General features: G+C 34.9%; 18 protein-coding genes, 1 riboswitch and 1 other annotated feature. Of the genes, 6 read left to right on the top strand and 12 right to left on the bottom strand.

All coding sequences use genetic code 11. The annotated features are described in order from the left end of the window. Nucleotides 1-278: 278 nt before the first annotated feature. Nucleotides 279-1715 carry a proline--tRNA ligase gene (gene proS / locus BMY85_RS12560; protein ID WP_092478624.1) on the bottom strand — a complete coding sequence of 479 codons (1437 nt, stop codon included), beginning with the start codon at nucleotides 1713-1715 and terminating at the stop codon, nucleotides 279-281. 92 nt (nucleotides 1716-1807) lie between these two features. Further along, nucleotides 1808-2050, bottom strand: a binding site (T-box leader). 97 nt (nucleotides 2051-2147) lie between these two features. Here proS and BMY85_RS12555 point away from each other — a divergent pair. Further along, nucleotides 2148-2849 (top strand): RluA family pseudouridine synthase, encoded by a 702-nt coding sequence (locus BMY85_RS12555; protein ID WP_092478623.1) that lies wholly within the window; start codon nucleotides 2148-2150, stop codon nucleotides 2847-2849. Nucleotides 2850-2954: 105 nt separating this feature from the next. Next, a complete protein-coding gene (locus BMY85_RS12550; protein WP_092478622.1) occupies nucleotides 2955-4010 on the top strand; it encodes an AI-2E family transporter in 1056 nt (351 codons plus the stop codon). Here BMY85_RS12550 and BMY85_RS12545 read toward each other — a convergent pair. From BMY85_RS12545 to BMY85_RS12525, 5 genes are all read right to left on the bottom strand, one after another. After that, a complete protein-coding gene (locus BMY85_RS12545) occupies nucleotides 3988-4863 on the bottom strand; it encodes a DUF4097 family beta strand repeat-containing protein (RefSeq protein ID WP_092478621.1) in 876 nt (291 codons plus the stop codon). The two genes, BMY85_RS12550 and BMY85_RS12545, sit on opposite strands and share 23 nt — an antisense overlap. Next, the gene (locus tag BMY85_RS12540; RefSeq protein WP_177180784.1) at nucleotides 4860-5558 is read right to left on the bottom strand and encodes a LiaF transmembrane domain-containing protein; all 699 of its coding nucleotides are present in this window, start codon (nucleotides 5556-5558) and stop codon (nucleotides 4860-4862) included. Before BMY85_RS12540 ends, BMY85_RS12545 begins: the two co-directional genes overlap by 4 nt. Before the next feature lie 102 nt (nucleotides 5559-5660). Next, the gene (locus BMY85_RS12535) at nucleotides 5661-6515 is read right to left on the bottom strand and encodes a class I SAM-dependent methyltransferase (protein ID WP_177180783.1); all 855 of its coding nucleotides are present in this window, start codon (nucleotides 6513-6515) and stop codon (nucleotides 5661-5663) included. A 66-nt stretch (nucleotides 6516-6581) separates the two neighbouring features. Further along, nucleotides 6582-7271 carry a response regulator transcription factor gene (locus tag BMY85_RS12530; RefSeq protein WP_092478618.1) on the bottom strand — a complete coding sequence of 230 codons (690 nt, stop codon included), beginning with the start codon at nucleotides 7269-7271 and terminating at the stop codon, nucleotides 6582-6584. A 20-nt stretch (nucleotides 7272-7291) separates the two neighbouring features. Next, nucleotides 7292-8830, bottom strand: a complete 1539-nt coding sequence (locus BMY85_RS12525; RefSeq protein WP_092478617.1) for a HAMP domain-containing sensor histidine kinase — start codon at nucleotides 8828-8830, stop codon at nucleotides 7292-7294. 155 nt (nucleotides 8831-8985) lie between these two features. Continuing rightward, nucleotides 8986-9082: riboswitch (SAM riboswitch) on the top strand. A 93-nt stretch (nucleotides 9083-9175) separates the two neighbouring features. Here BMY85_RS12525 and metK point away from each other — a divergent pair. The 3 genes from metK (at nucleotide 9176) to BMY85_RS12510 (ending at nucleotide 13588) form a co-directional block, all read left to right on the top strand. Further along, complete coding sequence (gene metK / locus BMY85_RS12520; protein WP_092478616.1) at nucleotides 9176-10375, top strand: methionine adenosyltransferase; 1200 nt, start codon at nucleotides 9176-9178, stop codon at nucleotides 10373-10375. 250 nt (nucleotides 10376-10625) lie between these two features. Then, complete coding sequence (locus tag BMY85_RS12515) at nucleotides 10626-11705, top strand: HD-GYP domain-containing protein (protein ID WP_092478615.1); 1080 nt, start codon at nucleotides 10626-10628, stop codon at nucleotides 11703-11705. A 62-nt stretch (nucleotides 11706-11767) separates the two neighbouring features. Further along, entirely contained in the window at nucleotides 11768-13588 is a 1821-nt protein-coding gene (locus BMY85_RS12510) for an Ig-like domain-containing protein (protein ID WP_177180782.1), read from the top strand. Nucleotides 13589-13672: 84 nt separating this feature from the next. Here the strand turns inward: BMY85_RS12510 and BMY85_RS12505 are convergent, their stop codons facing one another. The 4 genes from BMY85_RS12505 to BMY85_RS12490 form a co-directional block, all read right to left on the bottom strand. After that, nucleotides 13673-14971, bottom strand: coding sequence for a UDP-N-acetylglucosamine 1-carboxyvinyltransferase (locus BMY85_RS12505; protein WP_092478613.1), 1299 nt, complete (start codon nucleotides 14969-14971; stop codon nucleotides 13673-13675). Nucleotides 14972-15093: 122 nt separating this feature from the next. Next, entirely contained in the window at nucleotides 15094-15591 is a 498-nt protein-coding gene (locus tag BMY85_RS12500; RefSeq protein ID WP_092478612.1) for a shikimate kinase, read from the bottom strand. Further along, nucleotides 15592-17457 (bottom strand): ATP-dependent nuclease, encoded by a 1866-nt coding sequence (locus BMY85_RS12495; RefSeq protein WP_092478625.1) that lies wholly within the window; start codon nucleotides 17455-17457, stop codon nucleotides 15592-15594. It abuts the gene before it with no gap. An 86-nt stretch (nucleotides 17458-17543) separates the two neighbouring features. After that, entirely contained in the window at nucleotides 17544-18134 is a 591-nt protein-coding gene (locus tag BMY85_RS12490; protein WP_092478611.1) for a flavin reductase family protein, read from the bottom strand. A gap of 222 nt (nucleotides 18135-18356) precedes the next feature. On the opposite strand from BMY85_RS12490, the gene BMY85_RS12485 reads away from it, so the two are divergent. Then, nucleotides 18357-18719, top strand: coding sequence for an Ig-like domain-containing protein (locus tag BMY85_RS12485; RefSeq protein ID WP_092478610.1), 363 nt, complete (start codon nucleotides 18357-18359; stop codon nucleotides 18717-18719). A 12-nt stretch (nucleotides 18720-18731) separates the two neighbouring features. On the opposite strand, the gene BMY85_RS12480 is transcribed toward BMY85_RS12485, so the two are convergent. Continuing rightward, nucleotides 18732-20384: a putative manganese-dependent inorganic diphosphatase gene (locus tag BMY85_RS12480; RefSeq protein WP_092478609.1), complete on the bottom strand. Its 1653-nt coding sequence runs from the start codon at nucleotides 20382-20384 to the stop codon at nucleotides 18732-18734. A 36-nt stretch (nucleotides 20385-20420) separates the two neighbouring features. Then, the gene (locus BMY85_RS12475) at nucleotides 20421-21797 is read right to left on the bottom strand and encodes a tetratricopeptide repeat protein (RefSeq protein ID WP_092478608.1); all 1377 of its coding nucleotides are present in this window, start codon (nucleotides 21795-21797) and stop codon (nucleotides 20421-20423) included. Nucleotides 21798-21943: the final 146 nt, after the last annotated feature.

Here is a 21943-nt window from a genome sequence, read left to right as displayed (position 1 = left end):
TCTAAGGTAACGATGCTACAGGATTCACTTAATGTTACGGACTACTAACTTGCACCTATTTCACATAGGCATACATCGCTTCAGCACAATCGGTCACCCAAAAGCACTGGATGCTTGCTACGGAGCTCACTGGTGATTACTCCGACCAGACTTTCACTGGCAAGCTGTTGACAGCTTGCAGAACACACGACTTTCACCCATTAGAAACGTGCGCCGCAAGGCGCACATGTAAAAAGGGGAAACAAAATCTCTTGTTTCCCCTCCCTTTTTCTTTATTCCTAATAGGCTCTTCCCCAATAAACCATAGTCTTAGCTGGTTTTCCACAACATACACATGTATCAGATAATTTTTCTTGTTCAAATGGCATACAGCGAGAAGTTGCTGTTGTATCTTCTTTAATCTTCATTTCACAATCAAGTTCGCCACACCACATTGCTTTTACGAAACCTGGTTTATTCGCAACAGTATTTTTAAATTCTTCATAAGTTCTTGCTTCATATGTGTGTGCATCTCTATGGGCTCTTGCACGTTCTAACATATCTTTTTGCATAGTGTCTAGTATTTCCTGAACCTTTGTTTCTAATTCATCTAAAGATACTACAATTTTTTCTCTGGTATCACGGCGAACAACAACTGCCTGATTTGCTTCCATATCCTTTGGTCCAATCTCAATACGAACAGGAATTCCTCGCATTTCCTGCTCACTGAATTTCCATCCTGGACTCTTATCAGAATCATCTACTTTTACTCTGAAGCTGCTTACTAATTTTCCTTGTAATTCATATGCTTTTTCTAATACACCTTCCTTATGCTGTGCAATAGGAATAATCATTACTTGTACTGGTGCAATTCTTGGTGGTAAAACAAGTCCTGAATCATCACCATGCACCATAATAATAGCACCAATAATACGTGTAGACATCCCCCACGAAGTCTGATGTACATACTGTAATTTGTTTTCTTTATCTGTATACTGAATATTAAATGCGTGAGCAAATCCATCTCCAAAGTTATGGCTTGTTCCTGACTGTAAAGCCTTTCCATCATGCATTAATGCTTCAATTGTATAAGTAGAATGCGCACCTGCAAACTTTTCTTTATCCGTTTTTCTTCCTTTAATCATTGGAATAGCTAAAACATTTTCACAGAAATCCGCATATACATTTAACATCTGAACGGTCCTAGCTTCTGCTTCCTCTGCAGTTGCATGTGCAGTATGTCCTTCCTGCCATAAAAATTCCATAGAACGTAAAAAAGGTCTTGTTGTCTTTTCCCAACGTACAACGGAACACCACTGATTGTATAATTTAGGCAAATCACGATAAGACTGCACAATATTAGAATATAAATCGCAGAATAATGTTTCGGAAGTAGGACGAACGCAAAGTCTTTCCTGCAATGGTTCTAATCCACCATGTGTAACCCAAGCTACTTCTGGTGCAAAACCTTCTACGTGATCTTTTTCCTTCTGCAGAAGGCTTTCAGGAATGAACATTGGCATATACACATTCTCCACACCTGTCTCTTTAAATCTTTTATCCAATTCTTTCTGAATATTTTCCCAGATTGCATATCCGTTAGGCCGCAAAATCATACATCCTCTTACGCTTGAATAATCAATCAATTCTGCTTTCTTTACAACATCTGTATACCACTGTGCGAAATCAACATCCATAGATGTAATCGCTTCTACTAGCTTTTTTTCTTTAGCCATTTTCATTCTCCTCTCAGATTTTCCTTCTTTATCCGGCAGCTGGACTTATTGACTTTATTTAAAAATGCGTAAAAAAAATAAGCCCTCTGTCCACAAGGGACCGAAAGACTTCGGCGGTACCACCCTAATTAACTTAAAAATAAGTTCTCCTCATATAGATTACAATCAAGATATTCTTATTTGCAATGCTATGTATCTGTTAACGCCAGATATACGCTGTATTTTCATACAGTGCTCCAAGGCAGGTTCCATTCCTTCCGTATAGAAATCTCACACCAGATGACTTCCTCTCTGCATACTTCCCGTAATGTACTAGTCCTTCTCAACGCAATCGCCATATAAGCAAATATTACAAGGATTTTTAGGGATTGTCAAGAGGTGAGATTTTCTATTATAATAGGAAAAACATTATAATAAAATAGGAGGACAATTATGCAGCTAAATATCCTATACCAAGATGCTCACATCATTGTCTGCGAAAAACCTGCAGGTACACCAGCCCAGAGCAAAAGCCTATATGCAAAAGATATGGTAAGCATCTTAAAAAATGAATTAGCAAAAAATTTTCCCCAAAACAGAGAACCTTACTTGGGACTTATCCATCGGCTTGACCAGCCAGTAGGCGGAATTATGGTGTTTGCAAAAACTCCTCAAGCTGCAAAAGATCTAAGTCTTCAGCTCCAGAACAACAACTTCAGGAAACACTATTTAGCCATTGTTACCAGTGACTTAGGTTTGGAAAAAGGGAAAACAGTTACTTTAATTGATGAAATGATTCAGAATAAAAAAGAGAATACTTCTTCCATTGTCTCTTCCAAGACAAAGGAGAGTAAGAGAGCCGAACTTTCTTACACAGTTCTGGATACCGCTTTGATTAACGGCCAGATAGTTTCTCTTATTGACATAGCTTTGATTACTGGCCGCCATCATCAGATACGGGTACAGGCTGCTGCCCATTTAGGTGGAATATGGGGTGATAAAAAATACAATCCTCAGTTTCAGTCTTCTAAAAGGCTCACAACCCTATGTTTATACTCTTATCAGCTTACCTTTCAGCATCCAGTCAGCAAGAAAGAAATGACTTTTAAAAATGTACCCGCATATGATATGTTTTCCAAATTTTCAATAAGATAATTTAAAGCCCTTCTGCTTATACTAAATCTAAATAAAAGCAAAGCAGAAAGGCTTCTAAATATTCTTTCTCCTTGCTTAAATCATTTGCATGTGAGGCGAAAAAATATGAAAAATAATTGCTCTAAAATAAGATGTCTTCTATTTCTTGTTATAATATCCATTATTGTTATTTTAAGCGTGAAATACATCTTCCCCTATTTTATTACTTTTCTTTTTGCCTATTGGCTTGCTAAATGTGCCATACCTATCGCTTTCTTTCTTCATGAAAAGTTTCGCTTTCCAAGAATCTTAAGTAATATTATTACATTATCGTTGATTTTAATTGTACTAGGAACTATTTTATACCTTCTGGCAATTTCTCTTATACAACAGCTAAATCTGCTTATAGAACATTTTCCATCCTACCGTATAAGCATTCAGTCTAACTTAACTAATATGTGTAGCTGCTGCGATAAGTTCTTTAAATTAAATGACGGAACCTCTGTCGGTTATATTTTTTCTTATATAGATAGTCTCTTTCAAAAAGGAGGTGCTATATTTTCTAGTGTTACTAGACAGACTGTTTCATTTATGTTTCAGACCATTCGTCTTTTTATACAGTTTAGCATTATAGTTCTTAGTGCCATCTTAATTATGCAGGATCATACAAAGCTGAAAAACACGTATCATTACTGGTTTCTTTATGAGGATGTAGAGCAGATCCTAAAACAGCTTTCTAAAACTGGGCTTACTTACATGAAAATGCAGTTTATTATAATGTCTGTAATTGCGGTACAATGCACCCTAGGCCTTTTTTTATCTCAAAGTTCCTATCCTTTGCTTCTTGGAATTTTGATAGCATTACTAGATGCACTTCCTCTTTTTGGAAGTGGAACAATTCTAGTTCCCTGGGCTATTATAAAATTATTCTCACACAATATAATAGGAGCAGCCATCTTAATGTCTACCTACTTAATATGCCAGATTACAAGACAGTTTCTTGAATCCAGACTATTAGGTGATACCTTAGGGCTTGCTCCCATCTATTTTGTTATGTCATTATTTATTGGCATAGAGTTTTATGGTGTAACTGGCATCATTCTAGGTCCTTTTAGCGTACTATTTATCAGAACCCTCTATAATCTCTATAAACCTGCTGCTAAAAGAAATCAACATGAATAGTTCCTACGCCTCCTTCTATATCAAGAAGATTAGGCTGGTTATTATTGTAATATTCCATTTCTGATGTCTTTTTGCCATCAATATAGATTGCACCTAAGCCAGTTTCCACTTTGCAGTTATAGTTCTGCCTCTGCCCATTTATTTTTATATTCAGATTCCCCATGCCAGCAGAAATCTGCGTTTTTTCTTCCAGCTTTCCTACAAGTTTTACATTGCCTACTCCACCAGTCAATTCTGTATCTTTAAAATCGACATCTTTAAAATCAATATTACCTACGCCACCATCCACTTTAACCTGATCTGCCTTAATGTCTTCACAGACTAATGCACCTACCCCACACTGGATTTTTAACTGCTCTACCTCTAACTTTTTCAGAAAAACTGCACCTACTCCCATATCTATTTCCACTTTAGCCAATTTCTGATTCCTTGGTATATGCACTATTATTTTTCCATTAGCATCTTCTTCCTTTTTCAAAAATTTTGAGAACCAGCTATGGCTTTTCCCCACTAAAGTCTTTGATTCTGTATCATATTTTAAACTATACGAAGATGAAATATTATGCATTGCTACCTTTATATCTTTCTTTTCTCTATCTGCTTTGAATGTCACCTTATAAATCCCACTGTCAAACTTTAAATTTTCTACACCACTAAAATTTTCTACAATTTCTTTTCCTTCTAATATCTCCTTTTTCCCTCTTTCATTATATTGATGGTGAATGTCTTGAGAAGGTATAAACGCCCCCATTACCCCTACTCCAACTTTCACAATTGTTGCAATAATACTAATGGTTAAGCATACTGCAAGAAACATAGCCACATACTTAATCCCCTTTTGCGTCGGACTCATTTTATATCAACACCTCCAAACATACAGATAGCATTAATATATACGGTTGGAACCCCAGGCATATATCCCTTCTGATATTTTTTATTGCTTACTCCCCCGAATATAGGTGTGCTTGCAACCCTTACATTTATATCATCTGGTACATAGATATCCATTCCTCCAAAAACTGCAGTACAGTCAATAACTACATCCCTGTTTATAATACAGGATCTTAAATCCAGCTCCATTCCTCCAAAAATAGAATTTAATACGATTCCCTCTAAAATGTCATTTTCATTATACGTAATTGTCTGTGTGGAAAATACCGCTGCATACTCTTGTTTGTACTTGCTTTTAGGCATTTCTCTATCTAAAATAGGAAAATTCCTGCTATAATGCTCCATTCCACCTTTACTTATAATACTGACTCCTAAAACAATAAAGATAATTGGCAAGATTAACTTCTCAATTACGGTATAATCAAAATACCCTAAACTGGACAGCATAATTAATACACCGATAATAAACATTGTCACAGCAAATGGCTTTGGTCCATTTCGAAAGATTGAAACTGCACTTGGAACAATAAGAAATAAAGTCCACCATCCATCAAAAAAAATTTGGAAGTTCCAGTTCCAGAATGCATTACCAACAAACCCCACTCCTGCTACTATAAATAAAGCTCCCCAGACAAAGCTTGAAATACGATTTTTCATAAGCAACTCCTCCATTTTGTTTCCACTAATTATATTATATTCGTTTACAAACAATGGAAGTAGTTACATTTGTCACTTTTTTCTTGTAGCAGTTGTAATAAGTTACTGTTTTGCTTTTTTCAATGTAAACAATAACGTATCACACGCATTTCTTTTTGCAAGAACATTTTTATACAGTTTATCCATTTCATCATCAAGAAGATATTCCCATTTTTCCTGTCCACCTGGTTTTTGCTGAGAAAGCCAATACAAATGATTAACTAATGGATATCTTTGTATTTGTTCTACACTTTCTATTTCATACAAACCAACATGTGACAATAATAATTTAAAGCTTTCTATAGTATACAAAAACAAATGTGCACTCCAATATGTAAAATCTGCAAAAGCATCACATTGATATATAGATAATAATGCATCATTACCATTAGGGATCTCAATTATAATTTTTCCATCTTTTTCTAGATATTTATACAATTTTTTCAAATATTTCTCTGGTTCCTCTAAATGTTCAAACACATGAAACATCGTAATATAATCAAAGCAAGTACTTATTTCAGACAAATCTTTATAGCATTCAATATTTAAGGATTTTAAATAATGCCTTTCACTACTACTAAGCTCTATTCCCATACAAGTACTAACATTATTTCGTATTTTATTTAAAAATCCTCCATATCCACACCCAAAATCCAAGACTTTCTTATCACCAATTTTAGGAAGCATATAATCAGCACGCCGAGTATCATCTTTACTGCAATTGGATAAACGTTTTTTTATTTCTTCTGATGACATACTTGATTTACCGTTCATAAATCCAGAAGCATAATCATTTTCTCCAAATACATTTAATTGCTTGGTATGACAATCTATGCACTCATATACATCAACATCCTCTCTATCACGTGTACCACTATGAATAAATCTTAGTTCACCTCTACATATTCTACATTTCATTAATAACAGCTCCTTTCTCAGTTTAATCATAACTTCTCTTGTGAAATCAAAATTTCACAATATATTTTATACTTTAAATCTATACCCTACACCCCAGATAGTTTCAATATACTGAGGTTTTGATGTATTCACTTCTATCTTTTCCCGTATCTTTTTTATGTGCACGGTAACTGTCGCAATGTCACCTATGGAGTCCATATCCCATATTTCCTTAAACAGTTCTTCTTTTGAATATACATGATTCGGATTTTGGGCAAGAAATGTCAAAAGATCAAATTCTTTGGTCGTAAACATTTTTTCTTCGCCATTTATATACACCCTTCTATCTGTTATATCGATACGGATTCCTCGGATTTCTATTACATCATTTTCTCTATGAGAAGCACCTACCAGTCTTTCATATCTAGACAGGTGTGCCTTAACTCTCGCAACTAATTCACTAGGACTAAAAGGTTTTGTCATATAATCATCTGCCCCTGACCCTAATCCCCTTATTTTATCAATATCATCTTTTTTAGCAGAAACCATGATAATAGGAATATCTTTTTGGTTCCTTATCTCGTTACATATTTCAAACCCATCTATATTTGGCAGCATTAAATCCAGTACAACTAAATCAAATTCCTCTTCTAAAGCCGAGGATAATCCACTATCTCCACTATCTTTTATGCTTACTTCAAATCCACTCAATTCTAAATAATCCTTTTCCAGCTCTGCAATAGCCACATCATCTTCAATAATTAAAACTTTATTCATAAATTTTGCTCTCCTATGCACTACATTTTTATTTTTGATTCAGCAGAATGTCTCTTTTCAACTCTATAAACAGCTTCTTCTGATTCCTTGGCAATTCTTAAAGTAAAGCTTATACTAAGCCCTTCTCCTTCTTTTCCATCTGCCCAGATTTCTCCACCATGTTCTTTAACAATCTTTTTTGCAATTGCTAGTCCCAAGCCACTTCCAGCCCTTGAAGAATTTCGCGACTGATCTGTTCTGTAAAATCTCTCAAATATTCTGTTTAAATCCTCCTTAGGCACACCTTCTCCATTGTCCGTAAATGAAACACAGACCATATCCGCTTTTTCTTTGACAACTACTTCAATTAGTCCCTTCTCTTTATCCATATACTTTACTGAATTTCCAACAATATTATTAATTACCCTTTTTAACTGTTCCACATCCACAAAAACCTCAGCATCCTTCGCCACATAATTCTTGTAGCTTAACTCAATCTGTTTCAATTCCAGATCAAGAATCAAATCATCAAAGCAGTCAGTAAAGTACTGATTCAAATTTACCCTCGTAAAATTATACGGTATACGATTGTTATCAATTTTAGAATAAAATGAAAGTTCATCTACTAGATATGTCATATCATTTGCCTTTGCATAAATTATTTTCAGATATTTATCTAATTTTTCTGGAGTATCTGCTACTCCATCTAGTATGCCTTCCGAATAACCTTTAATAGCGGTAATCGGTGTCTTAAGATCATGTGAAATGTTACTTATAAGCATTTTCATCTGCTCCTCATACTCAAGGCGTTCTTCCATCAGACTCTTCACCTGCTGGCGCATATCCTCAAAATCATCACATATTCTGCCAATTTCATCATCGTTGTCTGCTCTTATTTCAAAATCCAGATCTCCGTTCTTCATTCTGTATATACCATTTCTCAAGATATTTAATGGACAAATCATTCCTTGATAAATCCAGAGCACCAGAAAAAATGCTGTAAAACATATTGTCGCCAGAACACAGATTATCAGACTCACAAGGGATTTCTTTACTTGTGGCAAAAAAGCCTCTATGTTTGTAATAACCAGTACACTTCCAGCCTGTCCATTTAGATAATTGAAATCTGTCTTTCTAACAAGAAATGGCTGGTTATCATCAAAATACAATCCACTGTCTTCCTGAGTGTTATACAAGGACATCTGCGGAAACTGTTTTTGTATCTGTTCAAAACGTTTTTCGTCTCCTGCATATACAAGCTGATTGTCCTTAGACACAACTAAGAAGGAAGATTTCTTAGAAAACTTTTGGTTTATACTATCTGCATAATCCCTATCAAGGAGTCTTTCTGGATCTTCCTTTATCATTTCCTTTACCTCATTATACACACTTTTCGTACCATCCAAAATAAAGTAATTGGGATTGGTTAAAATTTTAGTTGATGTAGTTTCTACATTATAGTAATTATTTACCGTTGTAATAGTATAGTAGAAAATAGTACCTGCCGTAGCCGTAATTAAAATAACGGGCAACCCGATCATTATTAAAAAAGCCATAATAAGCTTATTTCTTATTTTCATAGTTTTCTCCTAATATTTAACTTATTCTAAATTATAGCACACCTCACCCATTAAAAAAATGAAAGAAGTATAAACAATTTATTTCATTTTCAAATTTTTCTTGACATTTTTCCCTAAAACATTTATTATAAAGATAATCGAATAAAAAAATCAATCTCTTATTAAGAGTGATGGAGAGTTAAGGCTCTGGGAAATCACGGCAACCCCTGCACAGGAAGGTGCCAATCTAAGCGAGAAATCGAGCAATAAGAGGATTTGATCGTGTTTTTCAAATCCGCTTACTCAGTGGATTTTTTTATTTGTAAATTTTACTCATTAACAAAATATAAAAATAAGGAGAATAAGATGGAAAAATTATTATTTACTTCTGAATCAGTTACGGAAGGGCATCCAGATAAAATCTGTGACCAGATTTCTGATTCAGTATTGGATGCATTATTAGAACAGGATCCAATGAGCCGTGTTGCTTGTGAAACAGCAATTACAACAGGATTAGTTTTGGTTATGGGCGAAATTACAACTAAAGCAAACATTGATATTCAGGCAATCGTTCGTAACACAATTAAAGAAATCGGCTATGATTCCTCTGAAAAGGGTTTTGACTGCAATACTTGTGGTGTCATTGTAGCTCTTGACAAACAATCTACTGATATTGCAATGGGCGTTGACAAAGCACTGGAAGCAAAAGAAGGTACAGAAGCCAGCACATTAAGCAACGAAGAAATTGAAGCAATTGGTGCTGGAGATCAAGGTATGATGTTTGGATATGCTACAAACGAAACACCTGAGTTTATGCCATATCCAATTGCTCTGGCTCATAAATTAACACGTAAGCTTACTGAAGTAAGAAAAAATGGAACACTTGATTACTTACGTGCTGATGGTAAATCCCAAGTCAGTGTAGAATATGACGAAAAAGGCTGTCCAAAACATATTGATGCAATTGTTATCTCTTCTCAGCACGCTGAAAGCGTAACACAGGAACAAATCCATGCAGATATTAAAAAATATGTAATTGATGCAGTTGTTCCTGCTGAAATGATTACAAAAGACACTAAAATCTATATCAATCCTACTGGACGTTTCGTAATTGGCGGTCCTAATGGAGACAGTGGTTTAACAGGACGTAAAATTATTGTGGATACTTACGGTGGCTATGCTCGCCATGGCGGTGGAGCTTTCTCTGGCAAAGACTGCACTAAGGTAGACCGTTCTGCTGCTTACGCTGCACGTTACGTTGCAAAGAACATTGTTGCTGCTGGGTTAGCTGATAAATGTGAAATCCAGTTATCTTATGCTATCGGTGTTGCACAGCCAACTTCTATTATGGTTGATACATTCGGAACTGGTAAAATCAGCAACGAAAAATTAGTCGAAATCATTCGTGCAAACTTCGATTTAAGACCAGCTGGAATTATCCAGATGCTAAATCTTAGAAGGCCTATTTATAAACAAACAGCTGCTTATGGCCATTTTGGACGTTTGGATTTAAATCTTCCTTGGGAAGCAACTGATAAAGCAGATAGCTTAAAATTGTATTTATAATTTAAAAGATAAATAAAAAATTTAATTTTACAAAATAGAACATCAGGTCAAAGACTGCCTTGTCAGGCAGTCTTTTTTGATCTGCCACTACACATATGCTTCCAACAAACAAAATAAGTACCCTTTTTTGTTTGTTTTTTTATAGTTTATGGCTGAATAATATTGACAGTTACTATCTAAAAATCGTATACTAAAATAAATAAAAGCATACATTTTTAAGTGTATTTTTCTAATAAAAAAGGGGGATAAAATGAAAACAAAGCGAATACTTACAAGCCGGGCAAAACCTGGTATGGTAATTGCAGAAGACGTTTATACGTATAACAACCAGCTTATCATTGCAAAAGATACCATGCTTACCAACCGTGCAATTACCAGGTTAAAATTTTACTCCATTACTGATATAAAAATTCATGTTGACGTTGTAAACATGGGACCTATCGAAACAAAGATTTCCTTTACGGAAGAAATAAAGCAGACTTCTGAATATCAGGAATTTGCTGACAAACATTCCGAAACAGTCTCTACCCTGAAGGATTCTCTTTTCAGTTTTGTCAATAAAGCAACTAGCAAATTAGACTTAGATGCTTTATCTGCAGCTATCGAAGAACTTATATCTGCAAGCAGAAATGGAACCCATGTATTTCACATGCTTCAGTGTATGCGTGATTTAGATGATATAACGTATGTGCACTCTGTAAATGTTGCTCTTATATGTTATACTATTGGAACCTGGTTACATTATAATGAAAGTGATTTGCATTCTTTACTAATGTGTGGTTTATTACATGATATTGGGAAACTTCTCGTTCCACATGAAATTATTCAGAAACCAACTGCTTTAACAGCTGCTGAATATAAAGTAATCAAGACACACTCCTACAAAGGCTACGATATTATGAAAGATCAGCCCATTGATATGCGTATTAAGCTTTGTGCTCTTATGCATCATGAACGCTGTGATGGAAGTGGCTATCCAAACCAGTTAAAGGGTGACGAAATCATTGAATTTGCTAAAATTGTTGCCATAGCAGATACCTATGATGCCATGACTTCAGCCCGTGCTTACCGTGCACCTATGTGTCCATTTGAAGTAATCAATATCTTTGAAACAGAAGGGCTTCATAAATATGATCCACATATTTTGCTTACCTTCTTACATGAAATGGCAGAAACCTATATACACAGTAATGTAATTCTTAATAACGGACAGGAAGGAAAGGTTGTTATGATTAACAGCAATTCCCTATCCAAACCTATTGTTTCCGTTGGAAATGAATTTCACGACTTATCAAAAGAAACATTTCTAAGCATCGCAAGAATTGTATAATGCAAAAGCTGCAGGCAAACTTTAAAGTTTGCCTGCAGTACCATATTCAAAAGGAGATTATCATGAAATTACGAAAATATAAGTTAATTGGCATTATGCTTTTTATTTTTTCTTTAATTACACCAATATTTTACACTAATGTATATGCTTCCTCTGGCTTTTACCTTTCTAATGGAAAGTCCGCTCCAGATATCCTATATGCTGGCTATTCCTATACATTAAGGGTAAAAGGACAGTCCGTTTACTTTTATTCTAGCAAGCCAGGACTAGTTGAGATTGGCAAAAAGACTGGAAAACTTTTAGTAAAAGAACCTGGTTCCGTAACAATTAAGGCTCTAAAAAGAGGAAGTTCAAGACTTATTTGCAAGAAGACATTTACCATAAGACGAAGATCCGACTACATTGTTCCCTCACGTAAAAGCCTGACTCTTGTAATGGGACAAACTCACAAACTTTCTGTCCGAAAATCCCCAAGAAATTCTACTGACGTTATCCGTTACTATTCAAGCAATACAAAGGTTGCAAAGGTTGACTCTTGTACTGGAAAAATAACTGCTCTAACTATAGGAACTGCATCTATTTATGCCTGCTCAAAAGCAGATATTAAAACATCTAATCAGGATAGTTCCAATCGAAAAGTACATATTCCTGTAAAAGTATACAGTTCCTTAACCAGTGCTAAGCAAATAACGTTAAATGAGGTTCAAGTTGGATTTTCACAGCTGCCTTCTAGCTTAAAAAGAACAGACTTTTCTATTAAAGATCAAAACGGACATCCGATCACAGTATCTAATATTGCTACACAAGGAAATCAAGCAATTTTAGGCATAAATCAAAGCCTGTCTGACGGAAAAGTTTACACTGTCACCTATAAGACTAGCAAATACAATTTTTCTGCATCCGACGGCATAATCCGTAAATTTGAATTTATGTCTACAAAGGTTCCGATTAATACTGAAACACCCGTCGTTGCTTATGCTTTTGATAATAAGGGAATCCAGCTAGGTGAATACGAATACGGCATAACTTATCCTAATATCACATTTACTGTTTCATCTAGTTATTTAAATTCTAGTAAAAAATTAAACTTTACAGTGCCAAATGGAACTGCCCTGGCAAGAATATCCTGCAAGTCTTCTAATACTATTACGGCAGATTCAGGAAATGTAACGATATCAGCATATGATCCTGAAATGGTTTCAGCACAGTATAGATGTACAATTACCAATACTACTGATTATACATTTACTGATGACTCCATTTGTAAAACTTTACTTCCAAACAACGCAACAGACTATTACGCACACTTTAATGTACAGACTTCATCTAAAAAGGAAATTACAGATTATAGCAAATACACCTTTAGTTCAGCCAATACCAGCATTTTAATCCTTCAGGATAACTCCATCAGCAATTCTGTTAAATATATAGGTTTATACCCTGTAAGCATTGGCAGTACATATATATACATGAAGGATTCCAGTGGTTATACAGTTGCTACCTTCCCTGTAACAGTAACCAAACCGTCAGAACTGACCAGTATTGCTTTATCAAAAAGCATGATTCCTTTGGTCAATACCCCTGACAGTTCTAGTGAAACAATAACGGTAACTGCCAAGGATCAATACAATAATACGATAAATGATACCTCTGCTGTTTCCTGTTTTCTAGAATGTACTTCTGCTCCAACAAACTTTGTGTCTGCAGCAGAAGTAAATAGTAACTCTTCTGTTTACTACACTTGCAGCTATCCAACAATTACATTCCATAACGTTGGCATTGCACCTGGAACTTATACCTATAAGGTTTATGCAGGTTCGAAATACACCACCGTTACCGTAGTCGTTTCAGGTATTGCTCCTAGCCCTAGTCCACGCAGTTAGGTGCGTGGATGGCTAAGAACAGCTCTAATAAATACGGAATAAAAAAAGATGGTACTTTTTTGTACCATCTTTTTTTATTCTTCTTTACCCAACTTTTAATTTAAACTTTTGAACCGCTTTTTCGTCTTCCACATCAATTTTATCCATGCAGGCTCCAAGCTTCTCCATTTTTTCTTCAAAAGCTTCATATCCCCGTTCTACAAAATGAATGTGATCTATTATCGTAAATCCTTCTGCTACTAAAGCTGCAATTACTAAAGCCGCTCCAGCTCTTAAATCAGGTGCACTTACCATAGCCCCAGTAAATCCTTCTACGCCATCAATAATTGCAGAATTGCCTTCTACCATTATGTTTGCACCCATACGATTTAACTCATCCACATACTTAAAACGATTTTCAAATATACTTTCTGTAACAACACTCGTTCCCTTCGATAATGCTAATAAAGCAGTTATCTGAGGCTGCATATCCGTTGGAAAGCCTGGATAAGGAAGCGTCTTGACATGAGTATTTGCCAGTCTCTTATCCCCAATTACTCTTACTGAATCGTCTAATTCTTCCACTGTCGCACCAATTTCAACAAGTTTAGCTGTAATTGCTTCTAAATGTTTTGGAATGACATTTTTCACAAGAACATCACCCCTCGTAGCCGCTGCGGCCATCATAAAAGTTCCTGCTTCAATCTGATCTGGAATAATGGAATATTCACTTCCATGTAACTTATCTACGCCTACAATACGGATTACATCCGTTCCAGCACCTTTAATATTGGCTCCCATACTGTTTAAGAAGTTCGCAACATCTACAATATGAGGTTCTTTTGCTGCATTTTCAATAATTGTCTTGCCTTCTGCTAAACAGGAAGCTAACATAATATTAATCGTAGCACCAACACTGACAACATCCATGTAAATATGATTTCCCACTAAATGTTCCGCACAAGTAGAGATCATCCCCTGCTCAATTTTCACATCAGCACCTAAAGCTTTAAAGCCTTTAATATGCTGGTCAATTGGACGGCTTCCAATGTTGCACCCGCCTGGCAATGCAACATGTGATTTTTTATATTTTCCCAATAACGCCCCTAATAAATAATAAGACGCTCTAATTTTTCGAATATATTCATAATCAATATCGACAGAAGCGATTCCTTTTCCATTAATTTTAACGACATGATCACTAATACGATCAACCTTTGCTCCAATTCCCTCAATTGCCTGTAATAATACATTAATGTCACGAACATTTGGCAAGTTATCAATTGTCACTGTCTCATCTGCCATAATAGCTGCTGCTAAAATTCCAAGTGCAGCATTCTTTGCTCCACTTATTACAACATCCCCACGTAAGGGTTTACCACCTTTTATAATATATTGTTCCATCGTACACCTCAAATAAATTAGGTAATTATTTTATTTCGTGAAATTGCACATAATAAAATAACTCAATTTGTACATATTTTTGCATTTCTTATCTATTATACCACATTGCGCATAATTGTAAATTAGTAATTTAATTTTTCTTTAATTGCAACCATTAATTCTTCTACTGTTTTTTCTTCTCCATCCACAATAATATCTGCGTAGGATTCATAAAGCGGATGACGTTCGTTGTAAAGTTCCTTAAATGTCTGTCCTTCTCTTAAAACTACCCCCCTTCTTTTTAAATCACCAAGCCTCGAAACTAATGTTTCATAACTTAGCTTTATGTATACAATTTTTGCTGTTTTTTGAAAATGCTTCATTGCCTCATCATGATAAACAGCACTTCCACCTGTGGCAATGACTGTATTTTCACCATTTAGGCTGGCATTGATATTTCCTTCGATTTCAATGAATCCATCTAATCCATTTTCTTCAATAATTTCTCTTAGTAATTTTTTTTCCTGTTTTTGTATTACAATATCTGAATCAATAAATTCAAAGCCTAAAACTTTTGCCAATACAACGCCAATTGTGCTTTTTCCTGCACCCGGCATTCCCACTAATACAACATTTTTCAACTAGTCGTTCCTCCGTCTGTTTTCAAAATACACAAAAGAGTCTATTGCCTGTAAGATATCTACAAATGTCTCAGGTGGTGCTTCATCAATATAACGCTGTAAAATCTCCTGCTCTGCATCATTACGGTATCTGCTGTAAAAGATATCGTACAAGTTATGTCCACGGACATAAATCCTTATCTGTTCCAGGTTCTTTTTGATATCTTCTTTTGTGTTTATTCGAATATTATGAGTTCTAATTAACCGTTTAAAACTCGGTAATTTATATAAATAGTCTTTGTACTTTTTAAAAAGAATATTATAAAATTCATCCTCACTTTTTACCACTCCAATTTTTGCCATGACTTTCGGGTCAAGAAAATAATTTTCAAAGGAGTAATATTTTAGTATTAATACATTTTTTGGTGTTACTTTTGGCAAATTGCCCACATCCTGTTCCTTTTCACGCTGTGCATAATAACTACAGAGCTGTTTTGTAAGATGTTTTGGGTTTTTCCCATCACTATCCCTTATCATCAAAAACTGATCTTTTAAATACAGCTTATTTATGTATTTCAGCTGTGCATAGGTCTGTATATTGGTACAGCTATTAGTCTGTATAATTGAAATGCGCTGTATCTTTCCATTCTCATCGTACACTTCTGAGTAATACTTCTGTAACAGAAGCGGCAGCCTATTGGCATCCTGTTTCCCTTCTACGATAAAAATAAAATTAACATTAAGAAGATCATTGGCTGTATACCCCAAATCATCTAATATAGTATCAATATCTGTGTCTTCTTTGACCACAGTATAATAATCAGAGTCCAGTACAACCTGTTTAATTTGCCTGGATGAAAAGTTAAACACCATATTGGGCGAATGGGTAGAAAACATAACCTGATTTTTTTTGGATAAACGAAATAATATCTCACTGGCTGCTTTCTGCAGCTGTGGATGCAGATATATTTCCGGATCCTCAATCATAATAATACAAGGTATGGTTGAGTCTTCATCAATATAAGCCTCCAGCATGGATAAAGCATAGATGCTTTTTAATCCCTCGCTTAACATCTTTGCTGATCCATATGTTTCCCTCTCTCTGTTATACAGCTTTGTTTCTATGCGAAACATTTCCTCTGGGTGAAAAGATAGCTCAAACTTAATATCTTGTGATTTGCTCCCATTTAAATGAAAATAATGATTTAATTTTTCCCCAAATTCATTTATATTCGAATGGAACAACTTATATTCCATTAATTTTTCTGCTTCATATGCTGTAAGTTCTTCTGGCGTCTTTTTATGTATAACTCCAATGCACTCAAAACAGCGGTTACACCTCTTTGTCTTGTCAAACATACAGATATTTTCTTTCATGTCATTCATAGAAGCCTTATCATAAAAACGAAGGACCTCATTTTGAATCGCATCAATATTTCTTGTATGATCAATATAATATATTTTAGGAAATATTTGAGAAATATAGTTGTTATTCTTTTTATATCCATCACAATATTTCTTAGTCCCTTCTCTATTCACAATGCAAGTAAATGTAAGCTTTCCATCTTGAAAGGAAGGAAGCTTTGCCTTAAAATCTTTCTCCCACAAATCGTACCTTTTGTAATTGCTCACATACCTCTTATTGTGAAGATATTCCAAATCATCCTGTGTAAACTCTACACTCATTCCAATTTCAATATTGTGTGTACTATCAAGAAAATTCTGCTCTTTTACTGTATACTCTCCTGCGACTACACGTATTGCATCAATAACACCAGTCTTACCTGTGTTATTTCTCCCAACTAGAATCATTGCATTTTCAATATCCGTAATTTCTAAATCCCTGATTGACTTAAAATTTTTAATATGAATAGATGTGATTCTCATACGCATCAACGACCTTTCTTTTCTATGATTCCAATACTGCTTCTTTAATACGGTGTCGTTTACATTCTATGCAATTCTCATTTATACTATTTTTTATTTTTCTTTTTATGTTTTTTTTTCTTCTGGACGGAGTAACCAAACTTTCCTAATTTCCTGCCAAGTTCAAAATATTCTCCGTGAGAATAGGTAATTAAGTTTGCCGCACTTAAATGAAACTTTCCCTTCTCATCCATATACTTTTCATCAACATTCACACCTGCAACATCTGCAATAAACATATGATGTGAACCTAACTCTTTTATTTCAGCCACTTTACACTCTATATTCACTGGACTTTCCAGAATACCTGGTGCATTCACAACAGTTGACTTGCAAGGCGTAAGATGCATTTCCTTAAACTTATCCACATCTCTTCCAGAACGGACTCCACAGTAATCTGTTGCAAAAACTAAATCTCTCGTTGTCAGATTTACTACAAACTCTCCCGTCTCCTTTATAATATCATACGAATATCTGCTTGGCCGTACGGAAATTGACAGCATTGGAGCAATCGTATTCACGGTTCCTGTCCATGCTACTGTAATAATATTAGGTTTTTCATTTTCTCTTTGACAGCTTACCATAACTGGCGGAACTGGATATAGCATATTTCCCGGCTTCCAAAATTGCTTTGCCATTGTTGTTTCCTTTCTTTTTTCCACTGAATATATAGTTTATTGTAAACACTTTTTTAGAAATTAACAAGAGTGAAATAAGAAACTATTTGCATTCCCTTTTTCTTTATAAGCACCAAAATACTTTTCATACGTATTTTGATACAGCTACCAATACATCTTCTCCTACTCTGCTTTACCTTTTCTATTACACATATTATAATGTTATTGATGGGAGGTTTTTCTATGGGAAAAAAAATCAAGGCAAGTCATTCTAGGTTTATTACAATTGAAGAAGCAACTCCAGGAATGGAAAATAAAATTACAACTGATTTCTTCTTCCATACTGGAAAGTTTGTATGGAAGGTTAAATTTAATACGCCTCTAGATGCCAGCACTGTAAACAATTCTAACTTATATGTAACAAATTCAGCTGGCCTGCCAGTAAAAGCAGACATACACTATAATAGTGCATCACGTGAAATAGAGATTGAAACCTTAGATACATATGATGCAAAACAGTCTTACATCTTACACATAACAACTAAAGTCCAATCTCTAGGTGGCCAGAATCTAAAAGAGCCAATTGAAGTTAAATTTCGCCTATAATCACTTTATGGATTAGTCTTTTTGAAGAGAACCTACAATAGCTGGTATCAGCTGTTTTTTCCTGGATACAAAGTCTTTCAAGCGAAGGCTTTTTCCAGGATCTTCAACATGAAAAGCTTCCTTTAAAAGTTCTTCTGAACCTTCTCCATTATATAAAAGTTCTGTAGATTCCTCTAAAATATTGGTAAGCATAAAGAAAATCATCTGAACTCCATGAAGTCCTGCAGCCTTTTCCATATACGGAACAAGCTTATTCTTGATATTCTCTAATTCTTCTGTACTCATAGAAGTAATTTGTCCAACACCAAATGTTACATTGCCTGCTGAAAATTTTTTAAAGTCCTGATAAAAAATTTCCTCTGCAGATTTATCACGCAGATTGCTTCCTGCTGCAAACATTTCTTTTGCATATTCTTCTATTTCAATTCCTGCAATCTTTGCAAGGTTCTCTGCCACTACTTTATCAAGTGGAGTGCATGTTGGAGAACGAAATACCAAAGTATCGGATAAAATTGCCGAACACAATAATCCTGCAATTTTTGGCTCAATTTCCACGTTATTTTCCTGATACATCTGATATACAATGGTAGACGTACATCCTACTGGCTGGTTACGGAAATATACTGGATTCATTGTTTCAATATTTCCAATTCTATGATGATCAATGACCTCCATAATCTCCGCTTCTTCAATTCCTTCTACAGCTTGTGTTAATTCATTATGATCCACCATAATCAGTTTCTTTTTACGAGCACGTAATAAGTTACGTCTGGAAATCATGCCGACTAATTTATCATTCTTATCCAGAATAGGGAAATCTCGATGTCTTTTATTGGCCATAACACCACGAATATCATCTATAAAATCATCTTGGGTAAAAGTTGTAATATTGTCTTTCCGCATAAAGAACCCGATTGGCATGCTCTGGTTAATCAGTCTTGCCACCGTATATGTGTCAAATGGTGTAATAATAATAGTACACCCTCTCTGTTCTGCTAATTTTGTAATCGTATAAGAAACTTTTGCACCATCACATACAATAATACATTTTGCTTCCATTTCAATTGCACACAACTGGGATTCGTAACGATTGCCAAGAATTACGATATCCCCCTTTTCAATATAATTTTCCATTAAATCAGGATTCGCCGCTGCAATTAACACCTTCCCGCAAGTAAGACATTCTCCGCTGTCTCCAACTACCATCTCTCCTTCTAATGTTTCTACTATATTAGAAAAAGATGTTTTTGCTTTCGATAAAATTGTACTGTCATACACATCCATATAGGCCTTTGTAATGTCACCAATCGTAATAATGCCTTCTAATTCATTGTGTTCCTGCACGATAGGCAATGTAACAATTTTGTTTTTCCCTAAGATTGTCCACGCTTTCTTTAAGGAAATATACTTTGATACACCATCAACTTTACGGATTTCTATATCTTTCACCTGTGTTCGTACATCTGAGACATAACTTGGTGCATCTACTCCAAATCTATCTAGTACAAATTGGGTTTCCGGATTTACCTGTCCTGCTCTCTTTGCCTTATACTTTTCTCCAGTTACCTTTCTTTTCAATGCCGCATAGGAAATCGCTGCACAGATAGAATCTGTGTCTGGATTTTTATGACCTACGACATACACAGTTTGTTGTACGTTTTCCAATTTTGACCTCCTGAAAATTCACTGGTGTAGTCTAACTTATATATTTATAGTGTATGCATTTTCTCTATTTAAATCATATTGTTTTTCTTGAAAAATCTTTACATTTTCTCTAGTATCTTCAAAAACAATGACCAATTCACCTTTCAGTGTCTCCATCAATTGTATTAATGCTTTTACCGTTAGTACATATAAGGAATCTACACCTTCTACTAATAAAACACTATTTCTTAGTTTATCAACTCTTTGTTCAAGCTGAATATAATTCAGATTCTCACCCTTTATTTTTGCAACTTGGCTTTTCTTTACTATGCCAGCTTTTTGAAGGGCTTTTGCAAGTTTTTTTACAAAGTCCAGATTCTGGTTTGGATTTTCGGTAGTTACATAGATATAGTCAAGTTCTGCCCCGTTCTTAAGTTTTGTAAAACAGTCTTCTAACTCCGCTCTAATTGTTTTATTATTAGTATACTGTTCAAAAACACCTGTTAAATTCCACTCTCCAACAATCAGATCTTCCAGCTTTTCTTCCTTTGCCAGAATTTCATGAAGTGCTTCCTGAATAGTGCCTAACTTCAATGTCTTTGTATCCTCACTTAACGGAAATTCATCCGCTCGTCCACTAACTGCCGGCTTCTCCTGAATATCCTGTTTGATTGCCTCCTGAATATCCTGTGTATAAGAAAGTTCTTTCTTTAATTCTTTTTTTAGTTTAACTGTTTTTTCCAAAGCTCTAATATCTGAAACCTGCTTGCCAAGATCCGTTGTATTATATAACAAAGTTTCTGGTTTTTCTACACTTTCCACTTTTTCCTTGTATATTTCTGGTTTCTTTAAGAAAGACGTATCCCCTTTGGTGTAATATGCATGCAACATCTTTGCTTTTTCAACAATAATTCCTTCCCCGAACCAAAGCATAATGTCTTCGCATTCCTTAATACACTTATCTGCATCTCCAGCTTTATGATACATCTTCGCTAGTTCATATGCCCATTCTTCATAATAGTTTGATTTTTTAAGTCGTTCTAAGGATTCTATCCTTACTGCATAATCTGCATGTTTTGCAGTATCTATTAAATACCGGAGAATAAATGCATCGTCTGTTCCCCCGCAGACCTTAATAAAATCAGCATAAGAGTTCTCCGCCTCTTCTAACTGTCCTGCCTTAATCTCTAAACATACTAATTGATACAATACATGTCTGGAAGCATTTCTCTGATAAATACGAATCAGCATTTCTTTCGCATCATCATATCTTTGAAGATTTTTGTAAACTTCAAAAAATACCTTCAAATCAATAATACTTTTTACTCGTGTCACATCAATGGTTTGCAATACTTCATAAGCTTTATTATATTTCTTTTCTTTTAAGTATTTCTGTATTTGTACACATTTCATCTCCAAATCGTACTTTCCCACGTTGCAACCTCCTTTCTTCCTTTTTTCCTATTAATATTTTATATCTTCAATTGCAAACCTTTATCATTTCTTACAATTCTACCATTCCTACTAAGTGAATACAAGAATCAATTTTTTTATGAATGTCCCTTTTTATTATAAACCAA

This window comes from [Clostridium] polysaccharolyticum (genome assembly GCF_900111595.1).
GTDB lineage: Bacteria > Bacillota > Clostridia > Lachnospirales > Lachnospiraceae > Clostridium_AI > Clostridium_AI polysaccharolyticum.
Note: the sequence above shows the minus strand (reverse complement) of the source record. Positions and strands in the feature narration are given on the sequence as shown.

What these genes read in the sequence shown, in the direction of transcription:
- BMY85_RS12555 (WP_092478623.1), top strand. Translation starts at nt 2,148, where the DNA reads ATGCAGCTAAATATCCTATACCAAGATGCTCACATCATTGTCTGCGAA.
- BMY85_RS12540 (WP_177180784.1), bottom strand. Translation starts at nt 5,558, where the DNA reads ATGAAAAATCGTATTTCAAGCTTTGTCTGGGGAGCTTTATTTATAGTA.
- BMY85_RS12550 (WP_092478622.1), top strand. Translation starts at nt 2,955, where the DNA reads ATGAAAAATAATTGCTCTAAAATAAGATGTCTTCTATTTCTTGTTATA.
- BMY85_RS12515 (WP_092478615.1), top strand. Translation starts at nt 10,626, where the DNA reads ATGAAAACAAAGCGAATACTTACAAGCCGGGCAAAACCTGGTATGGTA.
- BMY85_RS12490 (WP_092478611.1), bottom strand. Translation starts at nt 18,134, where the DNA reads ATGGCAAAGCAATTTTGGAAGCCGGGAAATATGCTATATCCAGTTCCG.
- metK (WP_092478616.1), top strand. Translation starts at nt 9,176, where the DNA reads ATGGAAAAATTATTATTTACTTCTGAATCAGTTACGGAAGGGCATCCA.
- BMY85_RS12505 (WP_092478613.1), bottom strand. Translation starts at nt 14,971, where the DNA reads ATGGAACAATATATTATAAAAGGTGGTAAACCCTTACGTGGGGATGTT.
- proS (WP_092478624.1), bottom strand. Translation starts at nt 1,715, where the DNA reads ATGGCTAAAGAAAAAAAGCTAGTAGAAGCGATTACATCTATGGATGTT.
- BMY85_RS12525 (WP_092478617.1), bottom strand. Translation starts at nt 8,830, where the DNA reads ATGAAAATAAGAAATAAGCTTATTATGGCTTTTTTAATAATGATCGGG.
- BMY85_RS12545 (WP_092478621.1), bottom strand. Translation starts at nt 4,863, where the DNA reads ATGAGTCCGACGCAAAAGGGGATTAAGTATGTGGCTATGTTTCTTGCA.
- BMY85_RS12530 (WP_092478618.1), bottom strand. Translation starts at nt 7,271, where the DNA reads ATGAATAAAGTTTTAATTATTGAAGATGATGTGGCTATTGCAGAGCTG.
- BMY85_RS12510 (WP_177180782.1), top strand. Translation starts at nt 11,768, where the DNA reads ATGAAATTACGAAAATATAAGTTAATTGGCATTATGCTTTTTATTTTT.
- BMY85_RS12535 (WP_177180783.1), bottom strand. Translation starts at nt 6,515, where the DNA reads ATGAAATGTAGAATATGTAGAGGTGAACTAAGATTTATTCATAGTGGT.
- BMY85_RS12495 (WP_092478625.1), bottom strand. Translation starts at nt 17,457, where the DNA reads ATGAGAATCACATCTATTCATATTAAAAATTTTAAGTCAATCAGGGAT.
- BMY85_RS12485 (WP_092478610.1), top strand. Translation starts at nt 18,357, where the DNA reads ATGGGAAAAAAAATCAAGGCAAGTCATTCTAGGTTTATTACAATTGAA.